21 protein-coding genes are annotated in these 17,353 nt (G+C 70.8%); 12 read left to right on the forward strand and 9 right to left on the reverse strand.

From position 1 onward, the window contains the following. Window positions 1–8 precede the first annotated feature (8 nt). The 3 genes from GUI43_RS27910 to GUI43_RS27920 all read right to left on the reverse strand — a co-directional run bounded on the left by GUI43_RS27910 (window position 9) and on the right by GUI43_RS27920 (window position 1,653). On the reverse strand, window positions 9–284 hold the full coding sequence (locus tag GUI43_RS27910) for a hypothetical protein (RefSeq protein ID WP_112583018.1): 276 nt from the start codon (window positions 282–284) through the stop codon (window positions 9–11). A 47-nt stretch (window positions 285–331) separates the two neighbouring features. Next, complete coding sequence (locus GUI43_RS27915; RefSeq protein ID WP_112583019.1) at window positions 332–763, reverse strand: RusA family crossover junction endodeoxyribonuclease; 432 nt, start codon at window positions 761–763, stop codon at window positions 332–334. A 185-nt stretch (window positions 764–948) separates the two neighbouring features. Next, window positions 949–1,653, reverse strand: coding sequence for a VOC family protein (locus GUI43_RS27920; protein ID WP_112583020.1), 705 nt, complete (start codon window positions 1,651–1,653; stop codon window positions 949–951). A gap of 114 nt (window positions 1,654–1,767) precedes the next feature. Between GUI43_RS27920 and GUI43_RS27925 the strand changes: the two genes are divergently transcribed. Together GUI43_RS27925 and GUI43_RS27930 are read left to right on the forward strand one after the other, a co-directional pair. Then, on the forward strand, window positions 1,768–2,109 hold the full coding sequence (locus tag GUI43_RS27925; RefSeq protein WP_112583021.1) for a PadR family transcriptional regulator: 342 nt from the start codon (window positions 1,768–1,770) through the stop codon (window positions 2,107–2,109). Further along, window positions 2,106–3,179, forward strand: coding sequence for a DotU family type IV/VI secretion system protein (locus GUI43_RS27930; RefSeq protein ID WP_112602337.1), 1,074 nt, complete (start codon window positions 2,106–2,108; stop codon window positions 3,177–3,179). Before GUI43_RS27925 ends, GUI43_RS27930 begins: the two co-directional genes overlap by 4 nt. 183 nt (window positions 3,180–3,362) lie before the next feature. Here the strand turns inward: GUI43_RS27930 and GUI43_RS27935 are convergent, their stop codons facing one another. Both GUI43_RS27935 and GUI43_RS27940 read right to left on the reverse strand, forming a co-directional pair. After that, window positions 3,363–3,545, reverse strand: coding sequence for a DUF397 domain-containing protein (locus tag GUI43_RS27935; protein WP_112583309.1), 183 nt, complete (start codon window positions 3,543–3,545; stop codon window positions 3,363–3,365). Further along, entirely contained in the window at window positions 3,539–4,339 is an 801-nt protein-coding gene (locus tag GUI43_RS27940; RefSeq protein WP_112700142.1) for a helix-turn-helix domain-containing protein, read from the reverse strand. Before GUI43_RS27940 ends, GUI43_RS27935 begins: the two co-directional genes overlap by 7 nt. Before the next feature lie 280 nt (window positions 4,340–4,619). Here GUI43_RS27940 and GUI43_RS27945 point away from each other — a divergent pair, with 280 nt between their 5' ends. Beyond that, complete coding sequence (locus GUI43_RS27945) at window positions 4,620–4,874, forward strand: flavin reductase (RefSeq protein WP_112602373.1); 255 nt, start codon at window positions 4,620–4,622, stop codon at window positions 4,872–4,874. A gap of 70 nt (window positions 4,875–4,944) precedes the next feature. Here the strand turns inward: GUI43_RS27945 and GUI43_RS27950 are convergent, their stop codons facing one another. Both GUI43_RS27950 and GUI43_RS27955 read right to left on the reverse strand, forming a co-directional pair. Further along, window positions 4,945–5,640, reverse strand: a complete 696-nt coding sequence (locus tag GUI43_RS27950; protein ID WP_112583024.1) for a hypothetical protein — start codon at window positions 5,638–5,640, stop codon at window positions 4,945–4,947. Between the two features lie 3 nt (window positions 5,641–5,643). After that, window positions 5,644–6,021, reverse strand: coding sequence for a PadR family transcriptional regulator (locus GUI43_RS27955; protein WP_112602335.1), 378 nt, complete (start codon window positions 6,019–6,021; stop codon window positions 5,644–5,646). A gap of 213 nt (window positions 6,022–6,234) precedes the next feature. Between GUI43_RS27955 and GUI43_RS27960 the strand changes: the two genes are divergently transcribed. The 5 genes from GUI43_RS27960 to malQ all read left to right on the forward strand — a co-directional run bounded on the left by GUI43_RS27960 (window position 6,235) and on the right by malQ (window position 12,746). Further along, entirely contained in the window at window positions 6,235–7,521 is a 1,287-nt protein-coding gene (locus tag GUI43_RS27960) for an ABC transporter substrate-binding protein (RefSeq protein WP_112700143.1), read from the forward strand. Further along, the gene (locus tag GUI43_RS27965) at window positions 7,518–8,501 is read left to right on the forward strand and encodes a carbohydrate ABC transporter permease (RefSeq protein ID WP_112602333.1); all 984 of its coding nucleotides are present in this window, start codon (window positions 7,518–7,520) and stop codon (window positions 8,499–8,501) included. The genes GUI43_RS27960 and GUI43_RS27965 overlap by 4 nt, the downstream gene beginning before the upstream one ends. 1 nt (window position 8,502) lies before the next feature. Then, window positions 8,503–9,339, forward strand: coding sequence for a carbohydrate ABC transporter permease (locus GUI43_RS27970; protein ID WP_091404101.1), 837 nt, complete (start codon window positions 8,503–8,505; stop codon window positions 9,337–9,339). 10 nt (window positions 9,340–9,349) lie between these two features. Next, window positions 9,350–10,558, forward strand: a complete 1,209-nt coding sequence (locus GUI43_RS27975; protein ID WP_091404103.1) for an ABC transporter ATP-binding protein — start codon at window positions 9,350–9,352, stop codon at window positions 10,556–10,558. A 187-nt stretch (window positions 10,559–10,745) separates the two neighbouring features. Continuing rightward, window positions 10,746–12,746: a 4-alpha-glucanotransferase gene (gene malQ / locus GUI43_RS27980; protein ID WP_112700144.1), complete on the forward strand. Its 2,001-nt coding sequence runs from the start codon at window positions 10,746–10,748 to the stop codon at window positions 12,744–12,746. Window positions 12,747–12,756: 10 nt separating this feature from the next. On the opposite strand, the gene GUI43_RS27985 is transcribed toward malQ, so the two are convergent. Next, window positions 12,757–13,866 (reverse strand): winged helix DNA-binding domain-containing protein, encoded by a 1,110-nt coding sequence (locus GUI43_RS27985; protein ID WP_112583029.1) that lies wholly within the window; start codon window positions 13,864–13,866, stop codon window positions 12,757–12,759. A 137-nt stretch (window positions 13,867–14,003) separates the two neighbouring features. Between GUI43_RS27985 and GUI43_RS27990 the strand changes: the two genes are divergently transcribed. The 4 genes from GUI43_RS27990 (at window position 14,004) to wrbA (ending at window position 16,494) form a co-directional block, all read left to right on the forward strand. Then, a complete protein-coding gene (locus GUI43_RS27990) occupies window positions 14,004–14,396 on the forward strand; it encodes a hypothetical protein (protein WP_091404114.1) in 393 nt (130 codons plus the stop codon). Window positions 14,397–14,460: 64 nt separating this feature from the next. Next, window positions 14,461–15,219 carry a HipA family kinase gene (locus GUI43_RS27995; RefSeq protein WP_112583311.1) on the forward strand — a complete coding sequence of 253 codons (759 nt, stop codon included), beginning with the start codon at window positions 14,461–14,463 and terminating at the stop codon, window positions 15,217–15,219. After that, window positions 15,216–15,584 carry a DUF3037 domain-containing protein gene (locus GUI43_RS28000; protein ID WP_091404117.1) on the forward strand — a complete coding sequence of 123 codons (369 nt, stop codon included), beginning with the start codon at window positions 15,216–15,218 and terminating at the stop codon, window positions 15,582–15,584. Before GUI43_RS27995 ends, GUI43_RS28000 begins: the two co-directional genes overlap by 4 nt. Before the next feature lie 292 nt (window positions 15,585–15,876). Beyond that, a complete protein-coding gene (gene wrbA / locus GUI43_RS28005) occupies window positions 15,877–16,494 on the forward strand; it encodes an NAD(P)H:quinone oxidoreductase (protein WP_112583030.1) in 618 nt (205 codons plus the stop codon). A gap of 89 nt (window positions 16,495–16,583) precedes the next feature. On the opposite strand, the gene GUI43_RS28010 is transcribed toward wrbA, so the two are convergent. Beyond that, the coding region (locus tag GUI43_RS28010) for an aminodeoxychorismate/anthranilate synthase component II (RefSeq protein WP_146765964.1) at window positions 16,584–17,353 on the reverse strand (770 nt) is incomplete at its 5' end.

Consider the following 17,353-nt stretch of genomic DNA (forward strand, 5'->3'; position numbering starts at 1 on the left):
GGGGCGGCTCAGCCGGCGTCGCGCCGGACGATCGACACCGCCACCCGGCAGAACTCGTCCATGTCCGGGTTGAACCCGGCAGCGATGTCGGGATGCAACCCGGAGCGGGTCTCCTCCAACAGTCGCTGGCAGACCTGCTCGACCGGTTCGCCGCCGTAGTCGGCGCGGATCCGCTCGGTGGCCGCCTGAAGCGCCGAGGTCAGCTGCTCCTCCAGCGGGCCGCGCAGCTTCTGCTGCACAGGATCGAGCCCGCGGGGGTCGAGCGTGACATGTGGCTCCGACATCGGTGCTCCCTTCTTCGGCGTCCGCGATACCCCACCGCGAACGTCGGTCAAACCCCGGTCGGTACGGCGGCGACCCGCACCTGGTACGAGAACTCCTCCGCCGGCTCCTCGTGGTACGACAGCCGGCGGATCTGCCGGTCGTCGTCGTAGAGGGCGACGTCCACCAGCACGCCGAGGTGGGCGAGGCCGATGCTCGACACCCGCTTCTTGTCCTGCAACACCGCGCAGACGCCGCCGAGAAGGGTGCTGGCGTCGGACGTACGGTGCCCGGGCGGGCAGCGCAAAACCAGGTCCACCTCGATCGGCCCGGGCAACGGCGTCCAGCCGGTGCGCTGGGCCGCGGCGAGGGCGGCCTGGAGCAGGGTGCGGACCCTCGTCGCCTGCCGGTGGCCGGCGGCGAAGATGGACAACGCTTCGGTCTTGACCGGTGGCAGGCCGCTCACCTCGAACGTCAGGGCGAGAGCGCGGGTGTCCTGCACGACGGCACCTCCTCGTTGGGACGATCCTGCCGAACCGGGGGCGCGGCGGTGGGACGTTCCCGCGATTACCAACCGATCGGGCAGGCATGGGTCGGCCGGAGGCGTGTCGACGGCGGCGGCGAACGCGCCGGCTACGGCGCTAGGAAAACGCTAGCCGACGATGCCCGCGCTCGGTAGTCGGTCGTTCACCCGGTGGGGCGTGGTGCGAAGGCGCAGAACTCGTTGCCCTCCGGGTCGGCCAGCACCCACCACCAGTGCGCCTCGTCGAGCGGCTCCCGCAGCAGTGTCGCGCCCGCCGCGATCAGCGCCATCGGCTCAGGGTCGACCAGGTCGACGTCCCAGTGCAGCCGGTTCTTGACCGTCTTGGGCTCGGGCCCTGCGACAAACACCCAGTACTCCCACGGGAACCCGGCCGCGCCGGCCACCGACGACGTGCTCGACTCGTGCTCGATGGTGCCGCCGACCACCCCGGCCCACCAGGTCGCCTGCGCCGCCGGGTCGGTCGAGTCCACCACCAGCTCGAACGGGCCCGGTCGGGTGCCGTCGCGGGCCGGGAACGCGCAGAACTCGTTGCCCTCCGGGTCGTCGAGCACCCACCAGGTCGCCTCGCCGCCCGGTTCGCGGACCAGCCGGGCGCCGTCCGCGAGCAACGCCGCCGGGTCCGCGTCGGCCAACCGCAGATCCAGGTGTACGCGGGTCTTGCCGACCCGAGGCTCGGGCACCTTGTTCACCCAGATGGACTCTGCGTTCGAGCGCGCCGAGCGGGGGTCCACCCGGGTGTCACCGTCACCGGCATCGGCCACGTCACCGTCGAGCATCCGGGCCCAGAAGGCACCGAGCGCGAGCGGGTCGTTGGCGTCCAGACAGAGGTCCTTGAAGCGCGCGATCATCGTTCCAGCATGCCTGATCCGGTCCGGGCGAACAGTCCGGGCAGAAGGTTCGGGGCTGGAGCGATTCTGAATAGAATCCTTGCCGTTATATAACGCCGCGCGTAGTATGCGCTCATGCATGAATCCACCTTCCTGATCCTCACCGCTCTGGCCGCGCAGCCGTTGCACGGCTATGGGGTCGTACAGGCGGTGGAGGAGTTGTCGGCCGGCGACGTCAAGCTGCGGCCTGGCACCCTCTACGGCGCACTCGACCGCCTGGTCGAGCAACACCTGATCGAGGTTGACCGGGAGGAGGTCGTCGACGGGAGGCTGCGTCGCTACTACCGGCTCAACGAGGCGGGAGCGGCGGCCCTGCAAACCCAGGCCGAGCGGTTGCGCCGGCATGCCACGGCGGCCGACACCCAGCTGAGCAAGCGCCCCGGTGGTGCCCTGGGCTTCGGGACGGTGATCGCATGACCGCCGCCACCTGGTCGACCGACGACCACAGTCTCGAACGCCACTACCGGAAGCTGCTGCTGGCGTACCCAGGCCGGTACCGGCAGCGGTACGGCACCGAGATGATCACGACGCTCCTTGAGATGGCGTCGCCCGGGCAGCGTCGCCCTCGACCCGGGGAGGCCCTGCACCTGCTCGCCAGCGGTGTGCGCCACCGGCTCCGGCTCCCCGCACGCCGGCCGCTCGCGGTGATCGCGGCGGTCCTCCTCGCCCTGACAATGGGCGCGTTCGGTGGGGCCGCCGGGTCGTGGGCCGGTTCCCAGACGTTCGCGGACCTGCCCGACGACGCCACGATCGCCAGCCTGGCCCAGCGGGCCAGCGGTGCCGCCAGCGATTCCATCCAGCTGCGTGTCGCGTCACCGTGGCTGGAAGAGTCGATCTCGACGACTACCGAGGTCGATGGCGCCTGGGACGCTGAGAAGGCCCGGCAGCGGTTCGCAGCTGACGGCTGGTCGGTCTCCGGCATCACGCCGCTCGGCGGCAAAGCGGTCGCGTTCAACAGTGACACCAAATCATTCGTCGACCTTCCGATGCGCAACTCAACGTTCAGCGCCAAGTCGAACGGGCTGACACTCCAGGTGCGGGGCTACCTCACCGCCGACCACGGCTCTGTCCACCTCGACGGCTGGGCGCAGAGCAGGCCCATGTTCCTACCTCTGATCGTGACGGGCATCCTGATCGGACTTGTCGTCGGGTGGCTGTTCGCAGCGGCTCTCGCCTACCGGATCGTGGAGGCGTCTGCCGAACGGCGACGCGCCTCCGCCGGGCTCTGGGCCGTCGCGCTGGCCGCGCTCGCTCTGCCGGCAGTAGCCCTGTACGGCAACGTACTGCGGGCATTTCGAGATCACGGCGACGTCGGTCCGGTTTTCACAGTGCACAGCGCATTCACACCCGGCTCCTATTACCCGTTGGGGCCGGCCTGGCAGATTCTCGCCCTGACCATCGCCGGTGCCGTGCTCGCGGGTGCCGCGATCCGGCTCGCCCGTCCGGACAGCCAGCCGAAGACGCAGGAAGCGGCGATAGCAAGCTGAGGGCTTCGGCCGCTGCTGTCCGATGGTCGGGACGGTAGTTCGTCATCGAACTGACTGAGGGTGGTCGGAGACTTTTCAGGGTAGATCTTGGACAGTTTCCGTTCCGGCAGAACGGAAACTGTCCAAGATCTCCAGATCCGCCGGAGCATGTTTAGGCAGGAGGGATTTTTCCCGAGTTCACGTTCAGTGCTGCTTGGCGTACGCGACGAACGCCTTCCAGGCCGTCGGATCGACGTGCAGGGTGCCGCCGTCGCGGTCCTTGGTGTCGCGCACCAGCACCACGCTCGGCAGGTTGTCGGCGACCTCGACACAGGATCCGCCGTTGCCGCCGGACCGGGTCGACTTCCGCCACTGTGGGGTCAGCATGCCCATGACTTCGCCACTTCCTTGATCAGCTCGGTTGATTGCCGGCGGGGGAGCGCCTCGTTCCGCACGATCTCCCACGTCTTTGCCAGCTTAGCGACGTCGGTCGGTGCATCGACGAACTGCGCGGTGAGCTGGTTGTCGGCGTGCGCCACCCGCTCGCCGTCGGGCATCTCGGCGATGATGAACTGACCGGCCAGCCCCAGGTACATCCCAGCATCCACCGGCACGATGTGCACCTGGATATGCTCCGCCGTCGCCAACTGGACCAGGTGCTCGCACTGCTCGACCATGAGGCCCGGCTGGTCGAGCACCGGCCGGCGCAGCACCGCCTCGTCCAGCACGGCGATGAGCTGCGGCGGGCGCGGGCGTTGCAGGATCGCCTGGCGCTCCAACCGGGAGGCGACGATCCGGTCCACGTCCTCGGCATCGAACCGGCCACCGGCCAGCGTCGCGCGGGCGTACCGCTCGGTCTGGAGCAGGCCCGGCACGTAGGCCAACTCGAACCAGCGCAGCGTGGTCGCCTCCCGCTCGAACTCGATCCACTCGCGCAGCCAGGCCGGCTCGGCGTCGAGCCGGGCCAACCCGTCCAGCATGCGGAGGAAGCGTCCGCCGGTCTGGTGGTGGGTGTCGACCGCCCTCATGTACTCCTTCGTGGGCGGTCGCCCGCCGGTCTCCACCGAGCTGACGTGCGAACCCGAATAACCGATGCCCCTGCCGAAGTCGTCCTGACTGAGCCCGAACCCCGTCCGGAACAGACGCAGTTCCTCCAGTACGTAGTCGGTTACGGTCCCCATCGATTCCCCAACCTTCGCTCAGTCTGGCTCGGCGTGTCCCTCATGGGTGCTCACCTGGACCGCTGAGCTGCACAAATGGCGCGAGCACGTATCGACGGTAGTCGCCTCATCACCACACTGTCACCAGTGGCGGGTCCGCTGGTGGCCGGAATGGCGGCGGCGGGCCCTGCCCTCCGGGGTCGCTCCCGTCTCCCCCTTGCGGGAGCGGCCCCTTCCCCGTCCCCGAGGAGGTCGATGTGCTCACCCCGACAGCCCAGCAGCCCTCGGCGCGGTGGCGGTGATGGTGGTCCGGCCGCCCGTCCCGCACGTCGCCATGCGCCCGCTGTGGCGGTGCCGGAACTGTGGCACCGAGTGGCCCTGCCAACCGGCCAAGCTCGCCCTGCTGACGGAGTACCGGACCAGCCGAACCGCACTGCTGATCTACCTCGGCACTCTGATGCACGAGGCGACGAATCAGCTCACCCAACTCCACCCGGATCATCCACCGACCAGGATGACCGAGCGTTTCCTCTCCTGGGCCAGGGCCCGGAGCTGACGCTCGGGCAGCAGCGCGCAGGAAGTCAGGGCCAGCAGCTTGTGCGCAAGGGCTGGCGCTGCTCGTACCGTCAGGCGGGTTTGACTCTGGTCGCGTCCGCGTGCGAGGTCTCGGCGGCGGTCCGGCCCTCGCGCAGTGACAAGCGACGCGCCAGCACCGTGGCGCCCGCGAGTGCGGCCAGCACCATGGCGATCTCCGCGACCACCACGGGCGGCGCCGCGCTGTAGCCGGTGGCCCAGGCGAAGGCGACGGTGATCGGCGTGATGACGATGCCGGCCACCGGCATGAGGACGCTCATCAACTGAGCCGTCCGCCGGATCCTGGGCAGGTCGCGTAGCCGGGTCCGTACCGCGATGACCGCTCCCGTGATGACCACGGCGGCCGGTATGCCGTAGTAGACGGCGACGGCGAGCTGGACCGGTACGTCGATCGAGCGGGGGATGTCGACCATGCGGACGAAGGCCGGGTAGGCCGCCATCAGGAGGCCGTAGCCGAGCACGACACCGAGCACCGCGCCGATCAGTGCGGTGCCGAGAATGCGCCCGTAGTCGCCGCGCACCCGTCGGACGCCAGCCTCGTCGGCGAGCCGCCGCGCGAAGCCGGCCACGTCACCGCCGATCAACTGCGCGGGATCGCCCCCGTCGGCGGCCGCGGCCCGCAGGTCGAGGCGCAGGTCGGCGGCGAGTGCCGCCCGATCGGCCGAGCCGACCCCGTACCCCCGCCACGCCTGGTCGGCTTCGCCCAGAAGGCGGTCGATGGTGTCCATGGGTCAACTCCTCGTGGGGTTGTGGTCGAGCGGGCAGAGAACGGCGTCGACCGTGTCGGTGAAGCGGTTCCACTGTTTCTGCCAGGCATCCAGGTGGACCCGACCGGAGTCGGTCAGCGCGTAGACCTTTCGGGGCGGGCCGGTCGGGCTGACCTGCTGTTCGTGGGCGACAAGGCCAAGTCGGCGCATGCGGGTCAGCAGGGGATAGATGGTGCCGTAGCTGATGGCGCCGAAGCCGGCCGTTTCCATCCGCCGAACCAGCTCGTAGCCGTGCGCGGGCTCGCGTGCCAGCAGCGCCAGCAGGCACATGTCCAGCGCGCCCCGCAGGAGTTGGGTCTGCCGGTCGTTGTCGTCGATGGGCTGGCTCTCCGCCGCTACCATGCGACACATACTACCCTGCTATTTGGCGTCACGATATACCGGCGCGGACTTCCGCTGTGACAGCCATGTTTCGCGACTTCACGGGTGGGGCAGAGTAGCCGCTACAGAGCATCCGGGCCGGAGTTTCCGCAGCTTGCCGACTCGGAATCGGCTCGCCGTGCGCCGGGGCACGGATGCCCTCCCCGGTCTTTCGCCGAGGAGAGGGGGAGGGCGATGACGGACCCCGAAACGGCTCGACACCGACGCCGGCCGGTTGTTCGGCTGGGCGCGGCGGCTGCCGCGCTGGCACTCGTCGCGCCGCTGGCCGCGTGCGGCGCGGACGACGCTGGTGGCCCACCGACGATCAACCTGTACTACCCGCCCGAGCAGAACCTGCAGAAGGTCGTCGACGACTGCAACGCGCAGGCCCAGGGACGGTACGAGATCGCCTACCGGGTGCTGCCCCGGCAGGCCGACGACCAGCGGGTGCAGATGGTGCGCCGGCTGGCCGCCGAGGACAGCGGGATGGATCTGCTCGGGCTGGACGTCACCTGGACCCAGGAGTTCGCCAGCGCCGACTGGATCCGCGAGTGGACCGGCCAGGACAAGGCCGAGGTCGAGCAGGGCACCCTCGCCGGGCCGTTGGACACCGCCCGGTACGAGGACAAGCTGTACGCGGCGCCGAAGAACACCAACGTCCAGCTGCTCTGGTACCGCAAGGACCTGGTGCCGCAGCCGCCGACCACCTGGGACCAGATGATCAGCGCGGCCCAGCAGCTCAAGGACCAGGGCAAGCCGTACCAGGTGCTCACCATGGGCGCGCAGTACGAGGGTCTGGTCGTCCTCTACAACACCCTGGCCGAAAGCGCCGGTGGCAAGATCCTCAGCGACGACGGCAAGAAGGCCGTGATGGACGACGGCACGGTCCGGGCGTTGGAACAGCTGAAGAAGTTCGCCACGTCGGGCGTGACCTCGCCGTCGTTCAGCAACGCCACGGAGGACCCGGTTCGGCTGGAGTTCCAGTCCGGCGCGGGCGCGTTCCAGGTGAACTGGCCGTTCGTCTACCCGGCTCTTCAGGAGGCGAACCCGGAGCTGGCCAAGCAGGTCGGCTGGGCTCGGATTCCGGGCATCGACGAGGGCACCCCCAGCAAGGTCACCATCGGTGGGGTCAACCTGGCGGTCAGCTCCTACTCCAAGCACCCGGAGCAGTCCTTCGAGGCGGCCCGGTGCATCCGCAGCGCCGAGCACCAGAAGTTCTCCGCCATCAACGACGGTGTGCCGCCGACCATCGAGGCGGTCTTCGACGACCCGGAAATGACCGAGGCGTACCCGATGAGGGACACCATCCTGGAGGAGTTGAAGGAACCGGCGACGCGTCCGCTGACCCCCGCCTACCAGAGCATCTCCACAGTGATGTCGGCGATCCTGTCGCCGCCGTCCGGGATCCGCCCGCAGCAGACCGCCGACGAGCTGCGCGGCGCCATCGCCGACGCCCTCCAGTCCAAGGGGGTCCTGCCGTGAGTATCAACGCCACGCCGACCGGCGCCGACGTCGCCGCCGACGAGACCCGCCGGCCCGCCGCCGTACCGAAACAACGCGGCGGCCGTCGCAAGCCCCCGTTGAGCGAGAACAAGAAGGCCGAACGCCGGCTCGGTCTGCTCCTCTGCGCGCCGGCCGCGCTGGTCATGATCGCGGTGACCGCGTACCCGATCATCTATTCGGTCTGGCTGTCGTTGCAGCGCTTCGACCTGCGCTTCCCCGACCAGCGTGAGTTCATCGGGCTGGAGAACTACGTCACGGTGCTCACCAACGAGTTCTGGTGGACCGCGTTCGGGGTGACCGCGCTGATCACGGTGGTCACCGTGGCAGTCGAGCTGGTGCTCGGCATGGGCCTGGCGATCATCATGCACCGCACCCTGGTCGGGCGCGGCCTGGTCCGGACCTCGGCGCTGATCCCGTACGGGATCGTCACAGTGGTCGCCGCGTTCTCCTGGCGGTACGCCTGGACGCCCGGCACCGGCTACCTGGCCGACCTGTTCAGCGACGGCGCGCCGCTCACCGAACGGGCCAGCTCCCTGGCGATCATCATGCTGGCGGAGATCTGGAAGACCACCCCGTTCATGGCGCTGCTGCTGATGGCCGGGCTGGCGCTGGTCCCGGAGGACCTGCTCAAGGCGGCCTCCACCGACGGCGCTACCGCCTGGCAGAAGTTCACGAAGGTGATGCTGCCGGTGATGAAGCCGGCGATCCTGGTCGCGTTGCTGTTCCGCACCCTGGACGCGTTCCGGGTCTTCGACAACATCTTCGTGTTGACCGCCGGAGGCAACGAGACGTCGTCGGTGTCGATGCTCGCCTACAACAACCTGATCCGGGGCCTCAACCTCGGCATCGGTTCGACGATGTCGGTGCTGATCTTCATCACCGTGGCGATCATCGCCTTCGTCTTCGTGAAGCTGTTCGGCACCGCTGCTCCGGGCAGCGACGACGGAGAGAGGCGCTGACATGGCTGTCGAAACCACTACCAGGGCAAAGCTGCGCTGGGGTCTGCTCGACGTCCTCGTGGTCGTCTTCGCGCTGGTCCCGGTGCTGTGGATCGCGTCGCTGTCGTTCAAGACGCCGGCCACCCTCACCGACGGGAACTTCATCCCCCGGGAGTGGACGCTGGACAACTACCGGACCATCTTCGACACCGACCAGTTCGTCCGGGCGCTGGTCAACTCGATCGGCATCGCGCTGATCGCCACGCTGATCGCTGTGGTGCTCGGCGCGATGGCCGCGTACGCGATCAGCCGACTGGACTTCCCCGGTAAGAAGCTGCTGGTCGGCGTTTCCCTGCTGATCGCGATGTTCCCGCAGGTGTCACTGGTGTCGCCGCTGTTCGAGATCGAGCGTCAGCTCAAGATCTTCGACACCTGGCTGGGGCTGATCCTGCCGTACATCACCTTCGCGCTGCCGCTGGCGATCTACACGCTGTCGGCGTTCTTCAAGCAGATCCCGTGGGATCTGGAGAAGGCGGCGAAGATGGACGGCGCCACCCAGGGGCAGGCGTTCCGGCGGGTGATCGCGCCACTGGCCGCGCCCGGGCTGTTCACCACGGCGATTCTGGTCTTCATCTTCTGCTGGAACGACTTCCTGTTCGCCATCTCGCTGACCTCGACCGAGCGGTCCCGCACGGTGCCGGCCGCGTTGTCGTTCTTCACCGGCGCGTCGCAGTTCGAGGACCCCACCGGGGCGATCTGTGCCGCCGCCGTGGTGATCACCGTTCCGATCATCCTGTTCGTTCTCTTCTTCCAGCGTCGCATCGTGTCCGGCCTGACCTCCGGCGCGGTAAAGGGATAGGTGGGTAGTCATGGCTGACATCGTGCTGGACAAGGTGAGCAAGAGCTTCCCGGACGGGACCGTCGCCGTGCAGGACGTCGACCTGGAGATCGCCGACGGCGAGTTCGTGATCCTGGTCGGGCCCTCGGGCTGCGGCAAGTCCACCACCCTCAACATGATCGCCGGGCTGGAGGACATCAGCTCCGGTGAGCTGCGCATCGCCGGGCAGCGGGTCAACGACAAGGCCCCCCGGGACCGGGACATCGCCATGGTGTTCCAGTCGTACGCGCTGTACCCGAACATGACAGTGCGGGAGAACATGGCGTTCCCGCTGCGGCTGGCGAAACTCGACAAGGAGACCATCGACCGCAAGGTCGACGAGGCGGCGAAGGTGCTGGAGCTGACCTCGCTGCTGGACCGCAAGCCGGCCAACCTCTCCGGTGGCCAGCGTCAGCGGGTGGCGATGGGCCGGGCGATCGTCCGCCAGCCGAAAGCGTTCCTGATGGACGAGCCGTTGTCCAACCTCGACGCCAAGCTGCGGGTGCAGATGCGCACCGTGGTGTCCCGCCTGCAGAAGCAGCTCGGCACCACCACCGTCTACGTCACCCACGACCAGACCGAGGCGATGACCCTCGGCGACCGTGTGGTGATCATGCGCGGGGGCGCGGTGCAGCAGGTCGGGCCGCCGCAGGAGCTGTACGACCACCCGAAGAACCTCTTCGTGGCCGGCTTCATCGGTTCGCCGTCGATGAACTTCCTGCACGCCGCCGTGCAGGACGGCGAGCTGCACACCGCCCTGGGCAAGGTGCCGATCGGTGACCGGGTCCGCCGGGAGTTGGAGTCGGCCGACGCGCCCCGGGAGCTGATCCTCGGCATCCGGCCCGAGCACTTCGAGGACGCCGAACTGGTCGACGACGACACCCGTCGGCGGGGCATGGAGTTCGAGGCGCCGGTGGACATCGTCGAGTCGATGGGCTCGGACAAGTACGTCTACTTCACAGTCGAGGGGGAGAAGGCCAGCGCCGCCGAGCTGGAGGAGTTGGCCGCCGACGCGGGCGCCGCCGACTTCGCCGGTGCCGGCGGCAACCTGGTGACCCGGTTGTCCGCCGAGTCCCCGGTCGCCGAGGGGCAGACGCGGCGGGTCTGGTTCAACCTGGAGAAGATCCACCTGTTCGACCCGGCCAACGGCCGCAACCTGACCCTGCACGAGGGTCGAGCCGCCGGCGCGCTCGCCGACTGACGGCCCTTCTCGCGCCGATCTTGCACTTTCGGCTGTCGATACAGGTGGAATGCTCCTTGTGTCGGGACAGGAAGTGCAAGATCGGCGCGGCGGGGGCGCGCGGGGCGCGGGCGGGGGCGCGTGCCCTGCGGTGTGGGGGCGGGCGTGGCAAGGTGGTCGCAGGTTTCGTCGTGAAGCGGGGGACGGCATGAACCGACGACTGGCCGCGCTGGCAAACGCGCACGGTGTTTCCACCTGGTACGAGGACTGGCGGCACCGCCGCGTCGCTGTCGCACCGGACACCGTGGTGGGTGTGCTGGGGCTGCTCGGCGTGGACGCCAGCAGCCCGTCGGCGATCGCCGACGCGCTCGCCGCCGCCCGCGCGGTCGACCGGAGCGCCCTGCCGGAGACGGTCGTGCTCACCCACGGGCGCAGCCGGGCGCTGCCCGGCCCGGGGGTGGTGACCCTGGAGGACGGTGGCCGTCGCGCGGTCGACGGTGAGCTGCCGGCGGACCTGCCGCTGGGTTGGCACCGGCTGGCCTGCGCCGACCGGGAGGTGACACTGGTGGTGGTGCCGCGCCGGCTGCCGGTGCCGCCGTCCAGCTGGGGGTGGATGCTCCAGCTCTACGCGCTCACCTCGGAGCGCTCCTGGGGCATGGGAGACCTCGGTGACCTCGCCGAGTTCACCGGGTGGGCCGGTGACACCGGGGCCGGGCTGGTGCTGCTCAACCCGCTGCACGCGGTCGGGCCGGCGCATCCGGTGGCCACCTCACCGTATTCGCCCGCCAGTCGACGCTTCGTCAACCCGCTGTACCTACGGGTCAGCGACACCGCCGCGTACCGGGCGGCCGACCCGGCCACCCGTGCGGTGGTCGACGCGTTGCGTCCCGACCGCGGGCCCCTGATCGACTACGACGAGGTGTGGGCCGCCAAGCGGCGCGCCCTGGAGTTGCTGCATCCGTACGCCCAGCCGGTGGATCTTGCCGCGGACCCGGCGCTGACCAGCTTCGCCACCTGGTGCGCGCTCGCCGAGCGGCACGGCAACGACTGGCGTGCCTGGCCGGCGGAACTCCACCACCCGGACGCCCCGGCGGTCGCCGAGCAGCGTCGGCGCCTCGCCGACCGGGTCACCTTCCACGCCTGGCTGCAACACCTGTGCGACGAGCAGCTCGACGCCGTCACGGCGGCGGCCCGCTCGGCGGGAATGCCGGTCGGTGTCCTGCACGATCTGGCCGTCGGCATCGACCCGGGCGGCGCGGACGGATGGCAGCTCGCCGACGTGCTGGCCCAGGGCGTGCGGGTCGGCGCGCCACCGGACGACTTCAACCAGCTCGGCCAGGACTGGGGGCTCGCCGCGTGGCGCCCGGACCGGCTCGCCGCCACCGGTTACGCCGCCTACCGGGACATGCTGCGCCGCGTCCTGCGGCACGCGGGTGGCCTGCGGGTCGACCACGTCGCCGGCCTGTGGCGACTGTGGTGGGTGCCGCCGGGCGGCGGCGCCGCCGAGGGCACCTACGTGCGCTACGACGCCGAGGCGATGCTCGGCATCCTCGCGTTGGAGGCGCACCGGGCCGGCGCGGTGGTGGTCGGTGAGGATCTCGGCACGGTCCAACCGGCGGTGACCCGAGGGTTGCGGGGGCGCAACATGCTCGGCTCGACAGTGCTGTGGTTCGCCCGCGACGAGGCCGGTGACTTCGTCCCGCCGGCCCGGTGGCCGCGCAACGCCCTCGCCACCATCTCCACCCACGACCTGCCCACCGCGCCGGGCTTCCTGACCGGTGAGCACGTGCGGGTGCGTGACGAGTTGAAGCTGCTCGGCACCGACGTGGCGGTGGAGCGGGCCCGCGCCGCCGACGATCGGAACCGGCTGCTCACGATGTTGGCTGCCGAGAAACTGCTGCCCGAGCCGGCTGTGGGGTCTGAGTCGGCTGAACCGGCGAAGACGCCCGACGACGGCGAGGTGGTGGTGGCGATGCACGCCGCGCTCGCGGCCAGCCCGACCCGGCTGGTCGGCGTCTCCCTCTACGACGTGCTGGGTGAGGTGCGCCAACCCAACATGCCGGGCACTGTGGACGAGTACCCGAACTGGCGGCTGCCGCTGCCGGCCAGCGTGGCGCAGATCCGCGCGGACCCCCGGGTGACCCGGATCGTCGACCTGCTCAGCGCCGCCCGCCCACGACCGGCCGACCCGGCACCACCGGAGCAGTGACGCCGCCGGGTCAGGTCAACCAGTCGTAGCGGGCCGGCAGCCCGAGGAAGGCGGCGTAGCGCCCGAGCGCCTGCTCCACCCGGGCCCGTGCGGCGACGTCGAGCGTGGTGAGCGGCTGGATCGTCACGGTGACCGCGGTGCGGCCGACCTTGCGTTTCCACACGCCCACCACCCGACCGGCGCGGACCACTGTGGCCTGGAAGATGCCGTTGTTGCCCGGCACCACGGCCGCCTGGTGGGCCGGGTCGAGCATCAACGTGCGGTCCCGGAAGCCGAGCAGATACTCGTCGAAGCCGGGCAGTGCCAACACGTCGTCCGGCGCGGTGCGTGGCGCGTCGGCCACTGCCGCGTCGACGTACATCGGAGTGCCGTCGACGCGTACCGTGCTCAGCGCGTCGTCGGCGGCGGCCAGGCCGCGCCGGGCGTCGGTCAGGGTGAGCCCGCTCCACCCGGCGAACTCGCGGTCGGTGACCGGGCCGTGCCCGCGAACGTAGCGGTGGGCGAGCAGAGCCAGCGCCTCGTCCCGCTCCAGCCGGTGGGACGTGGGTGCCCACTCGTCGAGCAGGGCGAAGGTCTGCTCGGTGCCGACGTTCGGCGCCACGCAGGTCACGCCGCGAACGCTCGCATACCACAGCAGGTGGTAGCCACGCTGCCCGTCGGTGCCCAGGCCGGCCGCCCGCAGGGTGGCCAGGCACTGCGCGCGGGTGAGTCGCCCGCCGCCGGCCAACGCGGTGCCGAGCACCTCCACCGCCCGGTCCGCGTCGGCCTCGGTGAGCCCGAGCTGCGCCCGCCGGGTCGCCACGCCGGCCAGGGATCGTACGCCGGTCAGCTCCAGCATCCAGCGGGCGTCGGCGGACGGGACGAGGTGCACGGTGCCCCGCATCGGCCAGGTCCGCAGCGCCTCACGCCGCTCCAACGCCGCCTGCACGTCGGCCACACTGCGACCGGGTAGCCGGGCGCCCAGCGACCACAGCCCGCTGGCCAGATCCTGTGCCTGCATTGCGCCGAACCACTCGACCACCTCGGCGACGGTGCCGGGTCGGGTGCTCGGGTGTGGGCGCAGCAGCAGGCTGGTCATCCGCAGCGCCAGCGCGTCGGCCGCGCTGAGGTCGACAGGCATCGGGCGCTCCTTTTCGTGGCCGGGCGGCCAGCCTAGGGCCGGCCACCGACACTCCTGCTGGTGGGAGGCGTAACGGCGGTCGTCGGGGGAATGCCCTCGCCGCAAGTACGCGCGCCGCGCGTACGGAAGGGAATCTCATGACTGCCGCAAGCGAGCCGGCGCGGGGCGCCGGCGTAACGGCCGGATCCCGCGGCCATCGGGGGGACACCCGCGCGAAGACGAGCGCCGCGGCGACCTTCGCCCTGGTGTTCGGAGTGGCTGGTCTGTTCAGCGTGTTGACGGCGATCCTCGCCTGGCTGGGGTTGGTGCTCGGCATCATCGGGATCATCCTCGGCATCGTCGGCCTCAAGATGGCGCGCCGACCCGGGGTCACCGGTCGCGGCGTGTCGATCGGCGGCCTGGTGCTCAGCATCCTGGCCGTGCTGATCGGGCTCGGTCTGGCCGCGGGCATCACCACGTTCGTCAACAACGAGAACGCTGTGGACCGCCTGCAGACCCAGGTCGACAAGCTGCGCGACAAGCTCGACTGACCCGCGCGTGCCGGTCTGGGCCGGCCCGCCACCCGTCCCTGCCGGCCACAGTAGGGTGGGCGGCGTGCTCCGCCAGGTCACCGCGATCCGATACGTCACCCCGCTGCGCGAGGGTGGGTCACTGCCGGGCGTGGTGGAGGCCGACGACCTCGGCACCTACGTGGCGAAGTTCCGAGGCGCCGGGCAGGGGCCCAAGGCGCTGATCGCCGAGGTGATCTGCGGTGAGCTGGCGCGCCGGCTGGGGTTGCGGGTGCCGCCGCTGGTGGTCCTCGACATCGACCCGGTGATCGGGCGGGCCGAGCCCGACCAGGAGGTGCAGGAGCTGCTGCGCAACAGCGGCGGCGCCAACCTCGGGATGGACTTCCTGCCCGGGGCGCTGGGCTTCGACCCGGTGGCGCACCCCGTCGACCCGGCGCTGGCCTCCCGGGTGCTCTGGTTCGACGCGTACGTGGAGAACGTCGACCGGAGTTGGCGCAATCCGAACCTGCTCGTCTGGCACCGGGAGCTGTGGTTGATCGACCACGGCGCCTCGCTGTACTTCCACCACAACTGGCCACGCGCCGAGGCTGCTGTGCACCGGGCCTACCGCGCGGAGGACCACGTGCTGGCGCCGTACGCGTCGCGGCTGGCCGAGGCCGACGCCGAGCTGGCCCCCCAGGTCACCCCGGAGCTGCTCACCGAGGTGCTGGCCCTGGTGCCGGGGGAGTGGTTGACCGCCGCCGACTTCGAGACGGCCGACGCGGCGCGCGACGCGTACCTGAATCACCTGTCCCGCCGGGTCGCCCGCACGGCCGACTGGCTGCCATCGGGGAGCGGGGCATGAGGCAACCCTTCGAGTACGCGCTGATCCGGCTCGTGCCCCGCATCGAGCGCGGTGAGCAGATCAACGTCGGGGTGTTGCTCTACTGCCAGCAGCGCGACTTCCTGGCCGCGCGGACGCACCTGGACGCCGACCGGGTTCGCGCGCTGGCGCCCGACGTCGACCTGCCGGCGGTGGCCGCGGTGCTCGACTCCTGGGACCGGACCTGCTCCGGTGACGGGCCGGCGACCCGGATGCGCCTCGGTGAGCGGTTCCACTGGTTGGCCGCGCCGCGCAGCACGATGATCCAGACGGGGCCGGTGCACACCGGTCTCACCGTCGACCCGGCGGCCGAGCTGGACCGGCTGATGGCGACCCTGGTGCGCTGAGCCGGAGCGGGGCGCGGGAGCGGTGATCGTCCCCTGATCGCGCTGCGCCAGCGCCGTTGCCGGCGGAGCGCGATCCCCCGTTCAGGTGCCCGGTGCGGGGCGGCGGCTCGATCCCGCCGGCACCGATGGCACCAGGATCGCGGTCCGGGCGCGACGTCGGGCCGGAACGACCGGGAAGTTGCGGAAAACTTGAGCCGGCGGACCGGTAACCGGGAGCGCCGGGGCTGTCGTTAGAGCGGGTCCGCAACGGGTAGTCGCGGGAGCTGATCCGAGACGAGAAGGGGACACTCTGATGGCTGCCCAGACCAAGGTAGCGGTGATCTACTACAGCGCCACCGGCATCACGTACCAGATGGCGCAGGCCGTGTGTGAGGCCGCCGGGGACGCCGGTGCCGACGTGCGCCTGCGCAAGGTGCGCGAGTTGGCGCCGGACGAGGCGATCCGCTCCAACTCCGGCTGGCAGGCGCACCGCCTGGAGACCCAGGACGTGCCCGAGGCGATGGTCGACGACCTGGCCTGGGCCGACGTGGTGATCCTCGGCGCGCCGACCCGGTACGGCATGGTCGCGGCGCAGCTGAAGCAGTTCATCGACACCACCGGCCCGCTGTGGGCCCAGGGCGCGCTGGCCAACAAGGTCTACTCCGCCTTCACCTCGACGGCGACCTCGCACGGGGGTCAGGAGACCACGCTGACCTCGCTCTTCAACGTCTTCTACCACTGGGGCGGTGTGGTGGTCACCCCCGGTTACACCGACACCAGCCAGTTCATCGCCGGCAACCCGTACGGCCCCTCGCACACCAGCAACAACGGGGAGATCGCCCCGGACGCCGTGGCGCTCGGGGCGTGCGCGCTGACCGCCCGGCGCGCCGTGCAGATGGGTGCCGCGCTGAAGGCGGGCCTGGCCGGCTGACGGGGCGGGGGCGACCGGCGGCGCGGGCGGGGGCTCTCGACCCGGCCGCGCCACCGGTCCATCCAGCCCCTACCCCCGCGCCGGGGCGACTATGCGCCTCCGCGCGTCGCGGACAGCTCGTCCGGGCGCGGCGCGGGCAGCAGCTCGGTCAACAGCTCGCTGAGCACGGCGAGCCCGTCCGGGCTGAGCACCGACTCCGCGTGGAACTGCACCCCGGCGAAGCCGTGTCCCCGCAGCGCGTGCACGGCGCCGTCGTCCGGGTCCCGGGCCAGCTCCACCGGCCCGTACGCGGTGGCCAGCCGGTCGGCCTCGGCGCGGGCGGTGAACGTCGAGTAGAACCCGACCCGGCGGGTCCGGCCGAACAGCGGCACCTCCCGCTGCAACCCCTGGTAGGGCGCGTCCCGGCGGTGCAGCGTCAGCCCCAGCAGCCCGGCCAGCACCTGATGGCCGAGGCAGACCGCGAGGGTCGGACGGCCGGTGGCCAGCAGCCCGGTCAGCAGCTTCCGCAGCGCCAGCACCTTCGGCTCGTCCGTGCTGCCCGGGTCGCCCGGTCCGGGACCGGCGACCACCAGGTCGTAGTCGTCGACCGGGCCGCTCGCGTGCCAGGGGCGGGTGGTCACCGCGAGACCCAACGCGCTCAGTTGGTGGGCCAGCATTCCGGTGAAGGTGTCCTCGGCGTCCACGATCAACACCCGGCGGCCGACCAGCCCGGGCAGTCCGGGCGCGTCCGGTGACCGCTGATCCAGCCAGAATCGCGCCAGCGGCGCGTTGCGGGCGGCCAGCGCGTCGCGTACCGCCGGGTCGTCGGCCAGGCGCGCGACCGGCCCGCGGTCGCCGACGGACGCCGCCGGCCCGAGGC

This window comes from Micromonospora noduli, from assembly GCF_003264365.1.
GTDB lineage: Bacteria > Actinomycetota > Actinomycetes > Mycobacteriales > Micromonosporaceae > Micromonospora > Micromonospora noduli.

Bases quoted from the DNA above. Each gene is read 5' to 3' on its own strand.
- GUI43_RS27910 (WP_112583018.1), bottom strand. From the start codon at position 284: ATGTCGGAGCCACATGTCACGCTCGACCCCCGCGGGCTCGATCCTGTG.
- GUI43_RS27920 (WP_112583020.1), bottom strand. From the start codon at position 1,653: ATGATCGCGCGCTTCAAGGACCTCTGTCTGGACGCCAACGACCCGCTC.
- GUI43_RS27925 (WP_112583021.1), top strand. From the start codon at position 1,768: ATGCATGAATCCACCTTCCTGATCCTCACCGCTCTGGCCGCGCAGCCG.
- GUI43_RS27930 (WP_112602337.1), top strand. From the start codon at position 2,106: ATGACCGCCGCCACCTGGTCGACCGACGACCACAGTCTCGAACGCCAC.
- GUI43_RS27935 (WP_112583309.1), bottom strand. From the start codon at position 3,545: ATGCTGACCCCACAGTGGCGGAAGTCGACCCGGTCCGGCGGCAACGGC.
- GUI43_RS27940 (WP_112700142.1), bottom strand. From the start codon at position 4,339: ATGGGGACCGTAACCGACTACGTACTGGAGGAACTGCGTCTGTTCCGG.
- GUI43_RS27945 (WP_112602373.1), top strand. From the start codon at position 4,620: ATGGTGGTCCGGCCGCCCGTCCCGCACGTCGCCATGCGCCCGCTGTGG.
- GUI43_RS27950 (WP_112583024.1), bottom strand. From the start codon at position 5,640: ATGGACACCATCGACCGCCTTCTGGGCGAAGCCGACCAGGCGTGGCGG.
- GUI43_RS27955 (WP_112602335.1), bottom strand. From the start codon at position 6,021: ATGGTAGCGGCGGAGAGCCAGCCCATCGACGACAACGACCGGCAGACC.
- GUI43_RS27960 (WP_112700143.1), top strand. From the start codon at position 6,235: ATGACGGACCCCGAAACGGCTCGACACCGACGCCGGCCGGTTGTTCGG.
- GUI43_RS27970 (WP_091404101.1), top strand. From the start codon at position 8,503: ATGGCTGTCGAAACCACTACCAGGGCAAAGCTGCGCTGGGGTCTGCTC.
- GUI43_RS27975 (WP_091404103.1), top strand. From the start codon at position 9,350: ATGGCTGACATCGTGCTGGACAAGGTGAGCAAGAGCTTCCCGGACGGG.
- malQ (WP_112700144.1), top strand. From the start codon at position 10,746: ATGAACCGACGACTGGCCGCGCTGGCAAACGCGCACGGTGTTTCCACC.
- GUI43_RS27985 (WP_112583029.1), bottom strand. From the start codon at position 13,866: ATGCCTGTCGACCTCAGCGCGGCCGACGCGCTGGCGCTGCGGATGACC.
- GUI43_RS27990 (WP_091404114.1), top strand. From the start codon at position 14,004: ATGACTGCCGCAAGCGAGCCGGCGCGGGGCGCCGGCGTAACGGCCGGA.
- GUI43_RS28000 (WP_091404117.1), top strand. From the start codon at position 15,216: ATGAGGCAACCCTTCGAGTACGCGCTGATCCGGCTCGTGCCCCGCATC.
- wrbA (WP_112583030.1), top strand. From the start codon at position 15,877: ATGGCTGCCCAGACCAAGGTAGCGGTGATCTACTACAGCGCCACCGGC.